Annotated in this window: 17 protein-coding genes; 7 read left to right on the top strand and 10 right to left on the bottom strand. The window is 66.1% G+C overall.

Annotated features, from left to right (window positions below; translation table 11 throughout):
* The gene (gene pgl / locus ACJ8FR_RS06010; protein ID WP_407827715.1) at window positions 1-702 is read left to right on the top strand and encodes a 6-phosphogluconolactonase; all 702 of its coding nucleotides are present in this window, start codon (window positions 1-3) and stop codon (window positions 700-702) included.
* 1 nt (window position 703) lies between these two features.
* On the opposite strand, the gene ACJ8FR_RS06005 is transcribed toward pgl, so the two are convergent.
* Entirely contained in the window at window positions 704-2,359 is a 1,656-nt protein-coding gene (locus tag ACJ8FR_RS06005; protein ID WP_407827714.1) for an MFS transporter, read from the bottom strand.
* Window positions 2,360-2,493: 134 nt separating this feature from the next.
* Between ACJ8FR_RS06005 and ACJ8FR_RS06000 the strand changes: the two genes are divergently transcribed.
* From ACJ8FR_RS06000 to ACJ8FR_RS05985, 4 genes are read left to right on the top strand one after another with little or no spacing between them, the layout of a single operon-like run.
* A complete protein-coding gene (locus ACJ8FR_RS06000; protein WP_407827713.1) occupies window positions 2,494-3,432 on the top strand; it encodes a metallophosphoesterase family protein in 939 nt (312 codons plus the stop codon).
* A 10-nt stretch (window positions 3,433-3,442) separates the two neighbouring features.
* A complete protein-coding gene (locus ACJ8FR_RS05995; RefSeq protein ID WP_407827712.1) occupies window positions 3,443-3,799 on the top strand; it encodes a cupredoxin family copper-binding protein in 357 nt (118 codons plus the stop codon).
* Between the two features lie 50 nt (window positions 3,800-3,849).
* Entirely contained in the window at window positions 3,850-4,464 is a 615-nt protein-coding gene (locus tag ACJ8FR_RS05990; RefSeq protein ID WP_407827711.1) for a sigma-70 family RNA polymerase sigma factor, read from the top strand.
* Entirely contained in the window at window positions 4,465-5,205 is a 741-nt protein-coding gene (locus ACJ8FR_RS05985) for an anti-sigma factor family protein (RefSeq protein WP_407827710.1), read from the top strand. It begins immediately after the preceding gene.
* Here ACJ8FR_RS05985 and ACJ8FR_RS05980 read toward each other — a convergent pair.
* The 9 genes from ACJ8FR_RS05980 to ACJ8FR_RS05940 form a co-directional block, all read right to left on the bottom strand.
* Window positions 5,202-5,681, bottom strand: coding sequence for a DUF3833 family protein (locus tag ACJ8FR_RS05980; protein WP_407827709.1), 480 nt, complete (start codon window positions 5,679-5,681; stop codon window positions 5,202-5,204). The two genes, ACJ8FR_RS05985 and ACJ8FR_RS05980, sit on opposite strands and share 4 nt — an antisense overlap.
* Entirely contained in the window at window positions 5,678-7,600 is a 1,923-nt protein-coding gene (gene acs / locus ACJ8FR_RS05975) for an acetate--CoA ligase (protein WP_407827708.1), read from the bottom strand. The genes ACJ8FR_RS05980 and acs overlap by 4 nt, the downstream gene beginning before the upstream one ends.
* Window positions 7,597-8,697, bottom strand: a complete 1,101-nt coding sequence (locus ACJ8FR_RS05970; RefSeq protein WP_407827707.1) for an NAD(P)-dependent alcohol dehydrogenase — start codon at window positions 8,695-8,697, stop codon at window positions 7,597-7,599. The genes acs and ACJ8FR_RS05970 overlap by 4 nt, the downstream gene beginning before the upstream one ends.
* 2 nt (window positions 8,698-8,699) lie before the next feature.
* Entirely contained in the window at window positions 8,700-9,536 is an 837-nt protein-coding gene (locus ACJ8FR_RS05965) for an HpcH/HpaI aldolase/citrate lyase family protein (RefSeq protein WP_407827706.1), read from the bottom strand.
* Window positions 9,533-9,985, bottom strand: a complete 453-nt coding sequence (locus tag ACJ8FR_RS05960) for a MaoC family dehydratase (protein ID WP_407827705.1) — start codon at window positions 9,983-9,985, stop codon at window positions 9,533-9,535. Before ACJ8FR_RS05960 ends, ACJ8FR_RS05965 begins: the two co-directional genes overlap by 4 nt.
* A 39-nt stretch (window positions 9,986-10,024) precedes the next feature.
* Window positions 10,025-10,429 carry a hypothetical protein gene (locus tag ACJ8FR_RS05955; RefSeq protein WP_407827704.1) on the bottom strand — a complete coding sequence of 135 codons (405 nt, stop codon included), beginning with the start codon at window positions 10,427-10,429 and terminating at the stop codon, window positions 10,025-10,027.
* A gap of 61 nt (window positions 10,430-10,490) precedes the next feature.
* Window positions 10,491-12,806 (bottom strand): transketolase, encoded by a 2,316-nt coding sequence (locus ACJ8FR_RS05950; protein ID WP_407827703.1) that lies wholly within the window; start codon window positions 12,804-12,806, stop codon window positions 10,491-10,493.
* A 31-nt stretch (window positions 12,807-12,837) separates the two neighbouring features.
* The gene (locus tag ACJ8FR_RS05945) at window positions 12,838-13,830 is read right to left on the bottom strand and encodes an isopenicillin N synthase family dioxygenase (RefSeq protein WP_407827702.1); all 993 of its coding nucleotides are present in this window, start codon (window positions 13,828-13,830) and stop codon (window positions 12,838-12,840) included.
* Window positions 13,831-13,903: 73 nt separating this feature from the next.
* Window positions 13,904-14,278 (bottom strand): winged helix-turn-helix transcriptional regulator, encoded by a 375-nt coding sequence (locus ACJ8FR_RS05940; RefSeq protein ID WP_407827701.1) that lies wholly within the window; start codon window positions 14,276-14,278, stop codon window positions 13,904-13,906.
* A gap of 129 nt (window positions 14,279-14,407) precedes the next feature.
* Between ACJ8FR_RS05940 and ACJ8FR_RS05935 the strand changes: the two genes are divergently transcribed.
* Both ACJ8FR_RS05935 and ACJ8FR_RS05930 read left to right on the top strand, forming a co-directional pair.
* Window positions 14,408-14,959 carry an FMN-dependent NADH-azoreductase gene (locus ACJ8FR_RS05935; protein WP_407827700.1) on the top strand — a complete coding sequence of 184 codons (552 nt, stop codon included), beginning with the start codon at window positions 14,408-14,410 and terminating at the stop codon, window positions 14,957-14,959.
* A gap of 2 nt (window positions 14,960-14,961) precedes the next feature.
* Window positions 14,962-15,804, top strand: coding sequence for a pirin family protein (locus tag ACJ8FR_RS05930; protein ID WP_407827699.1), 843 nt, complete (start codon window positions 14,962-14,964; stop codon window positions 15,802-15,804).
* The last annotated feature ends 62 nt before the right edge of the window (window positions 15,805-15,866 follow it).

Genomic DNA, 15,866 nt, shown 5'->3' with positions numbered 1-15,866 from the left:
ATGGTTGAAGCGGAATGGTGGGAATATGACTCCGTGGACGAACTCGCGGACGCGGTCGCCGGCGACGTCGGGTTCATCGTCGAGAGCGCGGTCGACGCGCGCGGATCCTCGCTGATCGCGGTGCCCGGAGGAGGCACCGGGCCGGCGGTCTTCCCCAAGCTCGCGGCCCAGCCGCTGCCGTGGAAGAAGGTGACGATCATCCCGACCGACGACCGGCTGGTGCCGATGGATGACGAGCGCAGCAACGTGCGCGCGATCGCCAAGGCATTCCTGCCGGCGGGCGCGCGAGTGATCCCGATTGCGGCGGACATCGCCGACTACCGGCTCGCGGGGAACTCCGCCGACGCGAGGCTCCAAGACTTGTCCTGGCCGCCGGACCTGGTGTGGCTCGGCATGGGTGAGGACGGGCACACCGCGTCGATCTTTGCCGGGCCCGATCTGCAGTCCGCGCTCGATGCGCCCAAGGCGCGGCGCGCGGTTGGCGTCATGCCGGATCCGATGCCGAGCCATGCGCCGGTGGCGCGCGTGACGCTGACGCGGGCGGCGATCCTGTCGGCGCGCACCGTCATGATCGCGATCACCGGCAGCGAGAAGCGCGCGCTGCTCGAGCAGGCGATCGCCGACGGGCACAGCTCAAAGCTGCCGATCGGACGGGTGCTCGCCGAGGCCGACCAGCCGATCGACATTCACTGGGCGCCCTGAGCTAGACTTCCTGCAGGTGCCGTCCCGACGTCTCTTTGAGGAACAACAGCGAGACGATCAAAGAAATGGCGGTGAAGAAAACCGCGTACCACAGGCCGCTGAAGATGTTCCCGGTCACCGCGACCAGCGCGAAGCTGGTCACGGGCAGGAAGCCGCCGACCCAGCCGGTCCCGACATGGTAAGGGAAGGACATGGCGGTGTAGCGGATGCGGGTTGGGAACATCTCCACCAGCGCCGCCGCCTGCGGCCCGTAGAGCGCCGTCGCGGCGACCACGAAGGCGAGCAGGATCACGATCAGAAGCGTGATGTTCGCGCGCGCCGGGTCGGCCTGCTTGGGGTAGCCGGCTTCCTGCAGCTCGGCGCCGATCGCCTCCGAAGTTCTGGCCTTGAGTGTCTTGAGCGCCGGCCCAGCGAGGCCTTCGCCGCCGCTGATCGGCACGCGTTCGGTGCCAATGACGACATCGGTGCGCGCGACTCCTGAACGCCGCGTCTGGAACGAAATCCCCTTGGTGACGAGCGTCGACTTGGCGATGTCGCACGCGCTGACGAACTTTGCCGTCCCTAGCGGATCGAACTGGACCGAGCAGGTCGCGGGATCGGTGTCGACGAATATCGGCGTCGCTTGCTCCGCGGCGACCAGCTGCGGATTGGCGGCCGCGGCGATCCAGTGCGAGGCGGGAAAGTAGAGCAATAGCGCGAGCAGCATGCCACCGATCATCACCGGCTTGCGGCCGAGGCGATCACTAAGCCAGCCGAAGTAAACGTAGAGCGGCGCGCTGACGACGGTCATGACGATCAGCAGCAGGTCCTTGGTCTGGCTCGGCAGGCCCAGCGAGCGCTCAAGGAACACCTGCATGTAGAAGAAGGTGAAGTACCAGACCGCGCCCTGCGCACACATGATGCCGAAGAATGCGATCAGCACACGGCGCAGGTTGCGCCATTTGCCGAACGACTCCCTGAGCGGCGCTGTGGCAAGGCCGCCCTCCTCGCGCAGCCGGCAGAATTCAGGGCTTTCGGCGAGCTTGGCGCGCATCCACACGGAAATCGCGAGCAGGACGGCGGAAACCAGGAATGGAATGCGCCAGCCCCAGACCGCGAATTCATCCTCGCCGATCGCGGTGCGGGTGACGACGATCACCAGGAGAGCGGCGAGCAGGCCGAACGAGGCCGACGACTGGATCCAGCCGGTCGAGGCGCCGCGCTTGCTCGCCGGCGAATGTTCGGCAACGTAAATCGCGGCGCCGCCATATTCGCCGCCGAGCGCGATCCCTTGGAGGATGCGCAGGATGATCAGCATGGTCGCCGCGGTGCTGCCGGCCTGGGCATAGGTTGGCAGAAAGCCGATCAGGAAGGTCGCCGCGCCCATCAGGCTGACGGTGATCAGGAATGCGCCCTTGCGGCCGAGCCTGTCGCCGACGACTCCGAAGATCAGCGCGCCGAGCGGCCGGAAGGCGAAGCCCGCCGCGAACAAAGCCAGTGCTGCGAGCAGCGCCGGTGTCGGCTCGAGTCCGGCGAAGAAGACCTTGGAAATGACCGGCGCGAGGCTCCCGAAGATGAAGAAGTCGTACCATTCGAACGTCGTGCCGGCAGATGACGCGATGATGACCCGCGCCATCGACCAGGGCTTGTCGCGGTGCTGCTCGGCAATGGTCGCCATCGTCACTCCCCCGTCCGCCAAGGGATAGCGCCAGAGCCGCTTCGCGCAAGCGCGGGAAAATAGTTTTAGCCGTCGGGGAATAAACGGCACGTCCGCCCGGTCATCTCATCGCGAGCCCTACGAAAGGACAAAAGATGCATGAGATCGAGAACGACCGGCGCGATTTCCTGAGATGCATGGCCTGGGCCGGGACGGGCGCCCTATTCGCATTTGCCGGCGGCGTCGGGAGCTCCATCGGCCTCGATGCCGCGCTGGCTGCGCCGGTTCGGCGGGCCGCTGCCACGCCATTCACCTTCGTCCAGCTCAGCGACAGCCATATCGGCTTCAACAAGCCGCCCAATGCCGATGCTCGCGCGACCTTCCGCGAGGCCATCGCCAAGGTGAAGGCGCTGCCGCAACAGCCCGACTTCGTCATCCACACCGGCGACGTCTCCCAGCTGTCGCGCGACGACGAGTTCGACGACGCGGAGCAGATGCTCAAGGAGCTCGGCCGTCCAATATTCTTCGTTCCCGGCGAGCACGACATGCTCGATCCCGACGGCGGCAAGGCGTTCCTCGACCGCTTCGGCAAGGGCTCGCAAGGGGCCGGCTGGTACAGCTTCGACCATCGCGGCGTGCATTTCGTCGCGCTCGTCAATGTCGCCGACCTGAAGCCCGGCGGCATGGGCAATCTCGGGGCTGCGCAGCTCAAGTGGCTGGCGAGGGACCTTGCCAGCCGCTCGTCATCGACGCCGATCGTCGTCTTTGCGCACATCCCGCTGTGGACGGTTTATGCAGACTGGGGCTGGGGTACCGATGATGCGGCGGAGGCGCTGAAGCTTCTTGCGCGCTTCGGTTCGGTCACGGTGCTCAACGGGCACATCCACCAGATCACGCAGAAGGTCGAAGGGCGCATCGCCTTTCACACGGCGCGCTCGACCGCCTTTCCCCAGCCCGCGCCGGGGACCGCCCCTTCGCCCGGACCGCTCAAGGTTCCGCCCGAAAAACTCCATTCGATGCTCGGCATCACCGACGCGATGTTCGTCCGCGGTCACGAGCGGATCGCGCTCATCGATTCCACCCTCTCCGCCTGAAGGATTTGCAATGACGCGTGGATTCAAGATTCTCACGTTTCAGGCTTCGGCGCTTGTTGCCGGAGCCCTGGTGATGGCGACTGTCGCCGACGTGGCGAGAGCCGTTCCGGCGGCTTCAACGGTCGCCGTCGAGATCGCCAACTTTACGTTCAAAGCACCGGTCGTGACAGTCAAGCCAGGCGCAACGGTGACCTGGACCAACGGCGACGACATCCCGCACACGGTCGTGTCGAAGGACGGTCTGTTCAAATCGAAGGTGCTCGACAGCGGAGAGAAGTTTTCCTTCACTTTCGCCAAGCCGGGACAGTTCGGCTATTTCTGTTCGATCCACCCGCACATGACGGGCACGATCGTCGTCAAGGCGTGAAGCAAGGGACTGGCCGTGAGCTCGTGAAGACGATTGCCCCCTCCTTCTTCATGCGCAAGCGAGCGGCCGGCACCCGTCCGGCGCCGGGCAGTGCCATGCCTGGCGCCGGACATTTCGATCAATTCCAGTCGATGATCCTGCCGCACCTCGACGGCGCTTATAACCTCGCACGCTATCTGACGCGTGATGCGGTGCTGGCTGAAGATATCGTCCAGGATTCGATGGTTCGCGCTTTTCGAGCCTTCGGACAATTTCGAGGCAGCTCGCCTCGCGCCTGGTTGTTCGCGATTGTCCGCAACTGCAGTCGCACAGCGCAGTCGAGCGCTGCCGGCCGTGTGGCATTGGTAATCCATGAAAGCGGCCTCAGCGAGGAGGCGGCGGCTCGGCTCGGCGACCAACCGGACCCGGGCCCAACCCCCGAAGAGGAAGTCCTGCGCCGCGCCGACGTGGACCGCGTCCGCTCGGCGATCGAAGCCATTCCCGAGCCCTTCCGTGAGGCGGTGGTGCTGCGCGAGCTCGAAGACCTGTCCTACGCCGAGATCGCAGAAGTGACGGGAGTGCCGATTGGGACCGTGATGTCGCGCCTGGCGCGGGGACGGGCAATGCTGGCCAAGGAGCTACTGCCCGCGGGCCTGGCGGGCGATGAGCAAAGGAGCGTGAGTTAGATGCCCGGGTGCGCTGATCAAGAACTGTTGCTCGGCGGGCTCGTCGACAACGAGCTCGACGCGGCGAACGTCGCGATGGTCGAGGCCCATGTCGCCCGGTGCGACGGCTGCCGCGAGGAGCTCGAGCGGCTGCAGGGACTGCGCAACCTGCTGAGGACCGACGGGGTGCGCCATGCCGCGCCGGGATCGCTGGTGCGGCGCATCGCCGCCTCGCCGGGCCTATCGCCGACAGCGGCGAACGAAAATCACTTGCGTGGCTGGTTGGTGCCGGGCCTCGCCGGTGCCGTCGCTGCCTCGCTCGCGATGCTGACCCTGCTTCCGCCGGGCGCGGATTCCATCGTCGACCAGCAGATCGTGTCGAGCCACGTGCGGTCGTTGCAGCCGGGGCATTTGACCGACGTCCAGACCACCAATCAGCATATCGTCAAGCCGTGGTTCAACGGCCGGATCGATTTTTCGCCGCCCGTTCCCGAGCTTGCTGATCAGGGGTTCCCGCTTGCCGGGGGGCGGCTGGATTCGATCGACGGGAGGACCGTCGCCGCCATCGTCTATCACCGGAGGCTGCACACCGTGAACGTGTTCGCCTGGCCGGCGAAGAATGGCGGCGACCGCGCGTTCGTGAAGGACGGCTTCGCGGTCACCGAGTGGAGCCGCAACGGGCTGCGCTTCGCGGCGGTGTCGGATATCCCGGCGGCCGAGCTTCGCCAGTTCGAAACCCTGTTCGTGAAGCGGTCGGGCTAATCCAGCTTGCGGATCGTGCCCTCGACGCGCGCGAAAGTAATGCCGAACTTCTTCGCGACGGCGTGGTTGGCGAGGGTTTTGCCATCGCTTTGCGCCTGGATTTGCTCGATGATCTTCAGGTTGCCGTCCTTCATCACGTAGGTGATCGTCGCGGTGTCGCCACGAACGATGACGTCGACGGGCCCGACCGCATCGCTGAGGAATCCGGTGAAATGGCCGTCGCCGGCCGGGTGCATGACCCAGGTGCGGGTGCGCACCGGCTTGCCCTCCTCGCGGATGGTGTCGACCAGCACGAACTCGCCTTCCTTGTTGCGGCCGCCGACGCTGTCGACGATCAGCTTGTGCGGGCCGTGGAACGCGATCTTGATCACGTTGTCGGCGTGGCTCTTGCCGGCGAAGAAAGCGGTCATGTCGAGCTTCGGCGGGTCCGGCGCGGCGGCTGCAGCGGCGAGGCCGAGCAAGGCCGCAAAGATCATTGCCGGCCGGCGACCAAAGCGTCGACGATGGTCGGATCGGCCAGGGTCGAGGTGTCGCCGAAGCCGCTGGTCGCGCCCTCGGCGATCTTGCGCAGGATGCGGCGCATGATCTTGCCCGAGCGGGTCTTGGGCAGCGCGGGGGTGAAGTGGATCTTCTCGGGCGCGGCGAGCGCGCCGATGTCGTGGCGCACTTCCTGCACCAGCTCCTTGCGCAGCGCGTCACTGCCTTCCTCGCCGGCGTTCAAGGTCACGAACGCGTAGATCGCCTGGCCCTTGATGTCGTGGGGGAAGGCGACGACCGCGGCTTCCGCGACCTTGGGGTGCGAGACCAGCGCGCTTTCGACCTCGGCGGTGCCGATCCGGTGGCCGGACACGTTGATCACGTCGTCGACGCGGCCGGTGATCCAGTAATAGCCGTCCTCGTCGCGGCGGCAGCCGTCGCCGGTGAAATAGAGGCCCGGATAGGCCTCGAAATAGGTCTCGAAGAAGCGGCCGTGGTCGTTCCACACGGTGCGCATCTGGCCGGGCCACGAGGCCGCGATGCACAGGTTCCCGCTGGCGGGACCTTCGAGGACCTGGTGGTTGGCGTCGACGAGAAGCGGCTTCACACCCGGTAGTGGCTTCGTCGCGCTTCCCGGTTTCATTTCGGTCGCGCCGGGGAACGGCGAGATCAGGATTCCGCCGGTCTCGGTCTGCCACCAGGTGTCGACCACCGGGCAGCGCTCGTCGCCGACCACGCGCCAATACCATTCCCAGGCTTCGGGGTTGATCGGCTCGCCGACCGTGCCGAGCAGGCGCAGGGTCGAGCGGCTGTGGCGCTTCACCGGCTCGTCGCCCTCGCGCATCAACGCGCGGATCGCGGTTGGCGCGGTGTAGAAGATGGTGACTCCAAGCCGGTCGACCGTTTCCCAGAAGCGGCCGAAATCGGGGTAGTTGGGTACGCCGTCGAACATCACGCTGGTCGCGCGCATCGCCAGCGGGCCATAGACGACATAGGAATGGCCGGTGATCCAGCCGATGTCGGCGGTGCACCAGAAGATGTCGTCGGGGCGGTAGTCGAACACCCAGTCGAAAGTCGTCGCCGCCCACACGGCATAGCCGCCGGTCGTATGCACGACGCCCTTCGGCTTTCCGGTCGAGCCTGACGTGTAGAGGATGAACAGAGCGTCTTCCGCGTTCATGATCTCCGGCTCGCAGTCGGTCGCGAGATCGTCGCGCACCGCGGAATAGCCGATGTCGCGGCCGGCCTTCATCGGCACGTCGCCACCGGTGCGGGTGACGACGATGACGGTTGGGACATCGCGCTGCTCGAGCGCGGTGTCGACGTTGCGCTTCAACGGGATGGGCTTGCCGCCGCGGACGCCCTCGTCGGCGGTGATCACGGCGCACGCGTCGCAATCGGCGATCCGGCCGGCGAGGCTTTCGGGCGAGAAGCCGCCAAACACGACCGAGTGGACCGCCCCGATGCGCGCGCAGGCGAGCATTGCCGCCGCCGCTTCGGGGATCATTGGCATGTAGATCATCACGCGGTCGCCGCGCTTGATTCCGCGCGACTTCAGCAGGTTCGCGAAGCGGCAGGTCTCCTCGTACAGCTCGCGGTAGGTGAGGCTGTGGCCCTGGCCCGGCTCGTCGGCCTCGAAGATCAGGGCGACGCGATCCCCGTGCTCGGCGAGATGGCGGTCGAGGCAATTGACCGACAGGTTCAATTCGCCGTCGGCGAACCAGCGGATGCGGAAGTCGTCGTGATTGAACGACCAGTCCCCGGCCTCGGCCGGGAATTTGTTCCAGGTCAGGCGACGCGCCTGATCAAGCCAGAAGCGGCGCGGATCGCTTCGTTCCAGGTCGTGCAGCTCTTGCAGCTCGCGCGGGCCGATCCGCGCATCGAAATTTTCGGGAACTGGATGAACGCTTGAACTCACAGGCCTCGGCTCATGTCGATCACGAAGCGATAGCGGACGTCGTTTCTCAGCAGGCGCTCGTAGGCTTCGTTGACCTGGTTCATCGCGATGAACTCGACGTCCGGGTAAATGTTCTCCGCGGCACAGAAATCGAGCATTTCCTGGGTCTCTGGGATGCCGCCGATCGCGGAGCCGCCGACCGCGCGGTTCCACCAGATGAGGTTGAAGCCGACGAAGCCGGGCATCGGCGTCAGCGCTCCGACGATCACCATGCGTCCGGAACGTCCGAGCAGCTGAAGATAGGGATCGATCTCGTGACTGACCGGAATGGTGTTGAGGATGAAGTCGAAGCGGGTCGCGGCGGCGCGCATCTGTTCGGCGTCGGTGGAAATGATGACGTCGTGCGCGCCCAGATCGCGCGCATCCTGGCCCTTGCTCGGCGTGGTCGTGATCATCGTCACGTGCGCGCCCATCGCCGCGCCGAGCTTGACGCCCATGTGGCCGAGGCCGCCCAGCCCGACCACGGCCATCTTCGTGTTCGGCCCCACGTCATATTGGTGCAGCGGCGAGTAGGTCGTGATTCCCGCGCAGAGGAGCGGCGCAACGCGGGCCACGTCCATCCCTTCGGGGACCTTCAGAACGAAGTGATCGCGGACGACGATATGGTCGGTGTAGCCGCCCTTGCTGATCGAGCCGTCGTGATAGTCGGCGCTATTGTAGGTCTGGACGCAGCCCTTGCGGCAGAACACCTCCCAGCCTTCGAGGCACTGGTCGCATTCCATGCAGCTGTCGACCATGCACCCGACCGCGACAGTGTCGCCGACGCGGTGGCGGGTGACCCGGTCGCCGACCGCGGTCACGGTCCCGACGATCTCATGCCCGGGGATGACCGGATACTTGCTGCCGCCCCAGTCATTGCGGCAGGTATGCAGATCGCTGTGGCAGATGCCGGCGTAGGTGATTCTGATCGCGACATCGTCGGGCCGCAGCGCGCGGCGCTCGAACTCCATCGGCCGCAAAGGTTGATCGGGCGCATCGGTGCCCCAGCCCTTGGCGGGGGTCGGACCGGACCTGGGTGCAAGAGTTCCCGTCGGCTGGGGTTCTGCTGTAGTCGCCATGCTCAGTCTCCTCGAGCTCGTTCCAGTACGCGTCTGGCCTGCATTAGGTGCGGGCGATCGACCATTTTGCCGCCGACCGACAGCACCCCTGCGTCGGGATGTGCCTCGAATGCGGCGACGATTTCTTCGGCGTGGCGGATATCGCCTCGTGCCGGGGTGAAGGCCGCATTGATGGGCGGCACCTGGGCCGGGTGAATGGCAAGCTTGCCCGTGAAGCCTTCCCGCGCGGCAGCTTCGGCTTCGGCGCGCAGGCCGTCGCTGTCCTTGAAGTCCGCGAACACACCGTCGACTGGCTGCACGCCCGCGGCGGCAGCGCCAGCGAGGCACAGCGAGCGCGCGAGCCGGTAGGTGAAGCTGAGCTCGCCATTGGCGTCATATTTGGACGCCGCTCCGAGCGCCGCCGATAAATCCTCCGCGCCCCAGCTCATCGCGGCGAGCGGCGACTTCGGGTCGCGGTAGCTGAGAAGCCCGAACAGGCTGGCGGCCGTTTCCGTGACGATGGCATGAATCGGGATGTTGCCCGTGCGGTGCGCGAGCCGCGTGACGTCGGCGCCGCTCTCGGCCTTCGGCAGGACAATCCCGTGGAGGTCCGCAATCGCGATCAGGTGCAGATCGTCCTTATGATATTCGCTGCCGATGGGATTGATCCGGACCCACCACTCCGGGCCGCCTGAGCGCTTCGGCAAATTCTGAAGAACCTCGCGCGCCGATGCTTTTTGCCCGAGCGCGACGCTGTCTTCGAGGTCGAAGATGATCGCGTCGGCCTCGCTGTCGAGCGCCTTCATGACCTTGCGCTCGCTGTCGGCCGGGACGAACAGCCAGGACCGCGGCTCGGTCACTGCGGCCGTTTGAGGATCAGCGCGGTGCGCGTGCATTCACACACCAGCTCGTCCCTCTGGTTGAAGCTGCGGTGCGCCCAGGTGACGATGCCGGCGTTGGGCCGCGATTTGCTGTCGCGCAGCTCGACACATTCGCTTTCGCTGCGAAGCGTGTCGCCGGCGAATACCGGTTTCGGGAACACCAGCTTGTCGTAGCCGAGGTTGGCGACGAGCGTGCCGAGGGTCGTGTCATGGACGCTGACGCCGACCATCAGGCTGAAGGTGAAGCAGCTATTGACCAGCGGCTTGCCGAACTCGGTCCTGGCGGCCGCCTCATAATCGAGGTGGAGCGGTTGCGGATTGTGAGTGAGCGTCGTGATCAGGAGGTTGTCGACCTCCGTCACCGTGCGGGTGATTGCGTGCGACACTTGGTCGCCAACCTGCCACTCGTCGAAATAGCGCCCTGGCATGGGCGCCGCTGTAAGCCAGCGATCAGCCGCTTGCCAACCTTAGAGCGCGCTCCTGCGCTGCAATCGCGCCTTCAGCTCCGCCATGCCGATCTGATCGACCGCGCCGGCAATGTTGCTGGAACGGAGCACGCCGGCGATGTGGCCGAGCACCTGGCCGACGATGTCGACCGACTGCAGCGTCAGGCCGTGGCGCGCAAGGATCGGCCGATCGGCCGACAGGCTGTCGCCCATCGTACCGAGCTGGCGCCGCGCATAGTCCAATTCATCGGCGAGGCGCAGCATCAACTCATTATCGGTTGGGGACAGGGCCATTGGTGCCGGCGGCGGATCCCTGCGAATGGAAGGCCGAACCTTCTGTTCCGCCCGGAAATCCGCCTGAATGGTGTCGCACTGCGCCTGGTGCTGCGCAGCGGCGGCGGCTGCCTGATTCCAGAAACTCGACATTCAATCCCCCTGGTGTCCCAGGACCGGCGTAGGAGCGAATTCTTGCCGAATCCGATCCATCTCATCCGTTCTGGAGCAAGACCTCGGCGACGCCTTCGACGATCGCGCTGCCGTCGAGGCGGTAGGCAGCGTAAAGCTCCGCGAGGCTGCCGGTCTGCCCGAACTTTTCGACGCCCAACGCCGCGACTCGCTGGCCGAGCACGCCGCCGAGCCACGACAGCGAAGCGGGGGCTGCGTCGGCAAGCGTGACCAGGCCGGCTCGCGGTGAGAGCCGCGATAGCAGGGTTTCGATATGGCTCGGTGCTCGCTCGCCCTGCCAGCGCGCGGCTTGCGCCGCCGTCCAGCCGCGGTGAAGCAGGTCCGGCGAGGTGATTGCGAGCAGCCCGAGGCCAGGCACATCTTCGCTGAGCTCTTTCCAGGCGGCGAGCGCTTCGGGCATCACTGCGCCCATGGCCGCAATCGCTGCTTCCGCGCCCGCGCCGGGCTCACGGAGCCAATAGCCGCCTGCGAGAGCGCCGTCTCGCCAGCCGTCGTCGGTGCGCTCGATCTGGCGAACGTTACGAGTGGAGAGGCGCAAGTAGGTGCTTTCCCCGGCCGGGTGGTCGATCAGCCGGAAGGCTTGCTCCATCATCGCCGCGAGCTCGTCGGCAAAGGCGGGCTCGTAATGGCGCAGGCCCGGCTGGCCGAGCGCGATCAACGGCGGATTGATCGACTGGTGCGCGCCGCCCTCGGGGCCGAGCGTGATCCCGCTCGGCGTCGCGACGAGGAGGAAGCGCGCGTCCTGGTAACAAGCGTAGTTGAGCGCATCGAGGCCGCGGGCGATGAACGGGTCGTAGAGCGTGCCGATGGGGAACAGGCGGGTGCCGAACAGGTCTCCGGAGAGGCCTGCCGCCGCAAGCAACAGGAACAGGTTGCTCTCGGCGATGCCGAGCTCGACGTGCTGGCCCTTGTTGTTGGCACCCCACTTTTGCGCAGACGCAATCTTTGCCCGAGCGAAGACGTCGGGCAATTCGTCGCGGCGGAACAGGCCGCGCTGGTTGACCCACGCGCCAAGGTTGGTCGAGACGGTGACGTCGGGCGAGGTGGTGACGATGCGGTCGGCAAGCTCGCCGCCGACCTTCGACAGATCGAGCAGGATGCGGCCGAAGGCGGCCTGGGTCGATTGCTCGTCGCCGGACGGGGCAGGGATGGCGGGAATCGGCACTGCGCCAAAGCTCCGGCTGCGTTTTTCGCGGGCGACGCGGCTGCGCTCGATCGCCGCTTCGACGCCCGGCCGGACATTGTCGCCGATGCCCTCGAGCGGTTCCCATTCATGGCCTTCACGTACGCCCATCAATTCGCGCAACGCTGTCATCTGGGTCGGGTTCATGAGGCCGGCGTGATTGTCCTTGTGTCCGGCGAAGGGCAGGCCGAAGCCCTTGATCGTCCACGCGATGAACAGGGTGGGGACGTCGTCGTCGGCGCGGTCGAACGCCTCGATCAGCGTTTCCATGCAATGGCCGCCGAGATCCATGAACAGCCAGGCGAGCGCCGCGTCGTCATGCTCCTTCAGGAAGGTGGCGGCCTTCTTGCCGAGATCGGCTTCGATGCGCTTCCGCCAGGCGCCGCCGCTTTGGTAATGAAGCGCGGATAGCCCGGCGTTCGAGAGTCCTTCAAACCAGCGTTCGAGCGCCGGTTGTTTGTCGAGGGCGGCCCGCAGCCGCTTGCCGTAGCGCAGCTCGACGACGCGCCAGCCGCAGCTGCGAAAAATCTCGTCGAAGCGCTCGAACATGCGATCGGCGCTGGTCGCGTCGAGGCTCTGGCGGTTGTAGTCGACGATCCACCACAGGTTGCGCACGTCGTGCTTGGCGCCCTCGATGATCGCCTCGTAGATATTGCCTTCGTCGAGCTCCGCGTCGCCGATCAGCGCGACGAAGCGGCCGCGGTCCTTGTCTTCCAGCCAGCCGTGGGCGGTGAGATAGTCCTGGACGAGGCTGGCGAAGAGCGTGATCGCGACCCCGAGGCCGACCGAGCCGGTCGAGAAATCGACCGGGATGCTGTCCTTCGTGCGGCTGGGATAGGATTGCGCGCCGCCGAAGCCGCGGAAATTCTCCAGCGCCTCGCGCGACTGGCTGCCCAGCAGATAATGGATCGCGTGGAGCACGGGCCCGGCGTGCGGCTTGACCGCGACGCGGTCGTTGGCGCCGAGCGCGTGGAAATAGAGCGCGGCCATGATCGCCGTCATCGACGCGCAGCTCGCCTGGTGGCCGCCGACCTTTAGGCCATCATCACTCGCGCGGATGTGGTTGGCGTGATGGATGGTCCAGGCCGACAACCAGCGCAGCCGCTCGTCGAGGATCTTCAGCGCTTCGATGTCGGTGGTGACGGGCTTGAGCATCGCGCCGCTCTAGTGCCGCCCGGCGCGCGCGTCACGCGGCCGCGATGCGCCATTCGCCGATCTGCACCTCGGTTCCGTAGCTGGCGAAATCGCCGTCGGCGCGGCGGCGGCGGAACTCGCCCCAGTTGAGCGGACGGTATCGCGGCTGGCCGGCGAGCGGGCGGATTTCGGCTGCGTAGGACGGGTTATAGAAGAATGGGATCGAAATCCGCTCGGACCGGTCCATCGCCAGCACGCGGTGTTGCGGCGCCAAATAGATGTCGTTCGACCAGACCTGGATCATGTCGCCGATATTGATCGTGAACGCGCCCGGCACCGTCGCAACGTCGTGCCAGCAGCCGTGGCGATAGACCTGGAGTCCGCCGATTCCATCCTGGACAAGCAAAGTGAGCGCTCCGGCATCGCTGTGATGGTGGATGCCGAGATCCGCGACGTCCCCAGCCTCGGCCGCGAGCGGATCGCCGAGCGGATAGAAGTTGAGGCGCAGGTAGCTGGTGTGCTCGGGCGAGAAGGCGCGGGCGAGTTCGCCGGTGTGGCCGCCGATCCCCTCGCCGATGATCCCGAGAAGCTCGGCGCACAGGGCGCTCGCGCGTACGAACCATTCGCGCATGACCGGCTCGAACGGGGCCGGCGCCACGGGCCATGGCGTGGTGCCGCGAAACGGATCGCCATCCGAGGCGGCGATCTCGCCGGCGTCGGGGCCGATGTCGAAAACTTCCTTGCGGTCGCGCTTTTCCTTGGTCAGCTCGCGGTCGTAAAAGCCCCACGGATTGTCGCGCGAACGCAGCTGCCGGCGCTTGGCCTCACGCGGCAAAGCGAAATAGGCGCGGGCCGTAGCGATCACGCGCTCGACCTCGCCGGCCGAAACGCCGTGCCCGACGATCTGGAAGAAACCCCAGTCGCGGCACGCCTCGGCGGTCGCCGCGACCACCGTCTCGTGGGGCCCGGAGAGGTCGATCACCGGTACGCCGCCAAGCGACCCGCGCGGCGCGACCGGCGCCCGGTCGAGATCGGCTTCACTCACTCGCATTCCCCTTCGCTAGCCTGCAGTCTGGGAAATCCGCCGTTCCGGAATCAACCGGTTTTCGACGAGTGGGTCAGGCCGCTTCGGCCGTATCGTGCGCGGCGTCGAACTGCGCCTGAGCGGCGTGGATCGCGGCGATGTTGCCGAGCGCCCATTGGGACAACGCCGTGATCGGCTCCAGCAGCGAATGGCCAAGCCCGGTTAGCTCATAATCGACGCGCGGCGGGATCGTCGGCGTGACCGTCCGGTTGACCAGCCCGTCGCGCTCGAGGTTGCGCAAGGTCAGCGTGAGCATGCGCTGCGATACGCTCGGGATCTCGCGGCGAAGCTCGTTGAAACGCTTCGAGCCCTCGCCGAGCGTGCCGACGACGAGCACGGTCCACTTGTCGCCGATCCGCGACAGCAAGGTGCTGATCGTGCGGCAGACAGGATTGCTGGGGTCTTTCATCGTGCGGTTACCTCCATGTTTCCGGGCCACAAATTTGTTCGTCGGCCACAAAAAAATACGTTCTTGCGAGCGATTCGCCCATAGTTATTTAGCGTGCCTCGGTAACAAATCCATACCAAGGAGGCAATAGTGACCATCCTGCATATCGACACCAGCATCAACGGCGACAACAGCGCCAGCCGCCAGCTTACCAAGTCCCTCGTCGAGAAGCTCAAGATCTCACAGTGGGGCGAGGAGGTGGTCTATCGCGACCTCGCCGCAAACCCCATCCCGCATCTGACGCTCGACCAGTTTGCCGACACGTCGGTGCTCGACGAGTTCCTTGAAGCGGACACGGTCGTGATCGGCGCGCCGATGTACAATTTCGGCATTCCATCCCAGCTCAAGGCCTGGTTCGACCGCATCGCCATTGCCGGAAAGACCTTCCAGTACGGCGCGAACGGTCCTGAGGGCCTGGCCGGCGGCCGGCGCGTGATCATCGCTCTGGCGCGCGGCGGCATCTACAGCGAGGGCTCGCCGGCGGCCGCCTACGAGTTCGTTGAGCGCTACCTCACGGCCGCGTTCAACTTCATCGGCATCGAGCCGGAGTTCGTGGTCGCCGAAGGCCTCGCGATCAGCCCCGAGCTGCGCGAGCAGTCGATCGGCCAGGCGCTCGGCGAAACGCTTCGGTTGGCGGCCTGATCATGGCCGGGTCCGCGTACAGCGATTTCCTGACCCACCGGCGAATCGTCCGCCGCACACGCGGCAGCCGGCATGGCCCGATCACGCGGCTGATGAGCCCGTCCGATCTCGGGGAGATCGTGAAGCCGTTCGTCTTCCTCGATCTGTTCGACGCCGCCGGCTCGGACTTGTCGGGCTTCGGCTGGCACCCGCATTCGGGAATCGCCACGCTGACCTACCTTTGGCAGGGCAGCACCCGATATGAAGATACCACTGGCGCCTCCGGCCTGCTCCCGGCGGGAGGCGTCGAATGGTTCAAGGCTGCGGGCGGCGCCTGGCACGGCGGCGGAGCCGGCAACGAAGGCCGCTCGCGCGGATTCCAGTTGTGGCTCGCGCTTCCGCCGGACCAGGAGCTCGGCCCGTCGGAAAGCATCTATCTGAGCCCAGAGGATGTTCCGTCGATCGGGCCGGTCTCGGTCCTGCTCGGCAGCTACCAGGGCCTCGACAGCCCGCTCAAGGCTCCGTCGCCGATCAATTATCTCGCCGTCCGCCTCAAGGCTGGCGAAACCTGGCGCTACGATCCGCCGGCCGGCCACGACGTCGCCTGGATCGCTTTGGCGTCGGGCGGCATTGCGGTGCCCGAGCTGGTCCAGGCCGGCGAAATGGTCGCGTTCGACACGTCGCCAACTGCAATCGACGTCCGCGCCGAAGAAGATAGCGAGTTCGTCCTCGGGTCGGCCAGGCACCATCCCCACGACCTCGTGCTCGGATATTACTCGGTCCACACCAGCGCGGCAGCGCTCGACACTGCCGAGCGCCACATCGCCGAGATCCAGGCGCGGCTGAAGCAAGAAGGGCTGTTGTGAGGTGAGCATCACTATCCCTTCGCCCCACGGCCTGCGTGCGGGTTCATCGCTGGATGACGCAA

Source organism: Sphingomonas sp. (genome assembly GCF_045810705.1).
GTDB lineage: Bacteria > Pseudomonadota > Alphaproteobacteria > Sphingomonadales > Sphingomonadaceae > Sphingomicrobium.
This window is presented reverse-complemented; position numbering and strand designations above follow the sequence as displayed.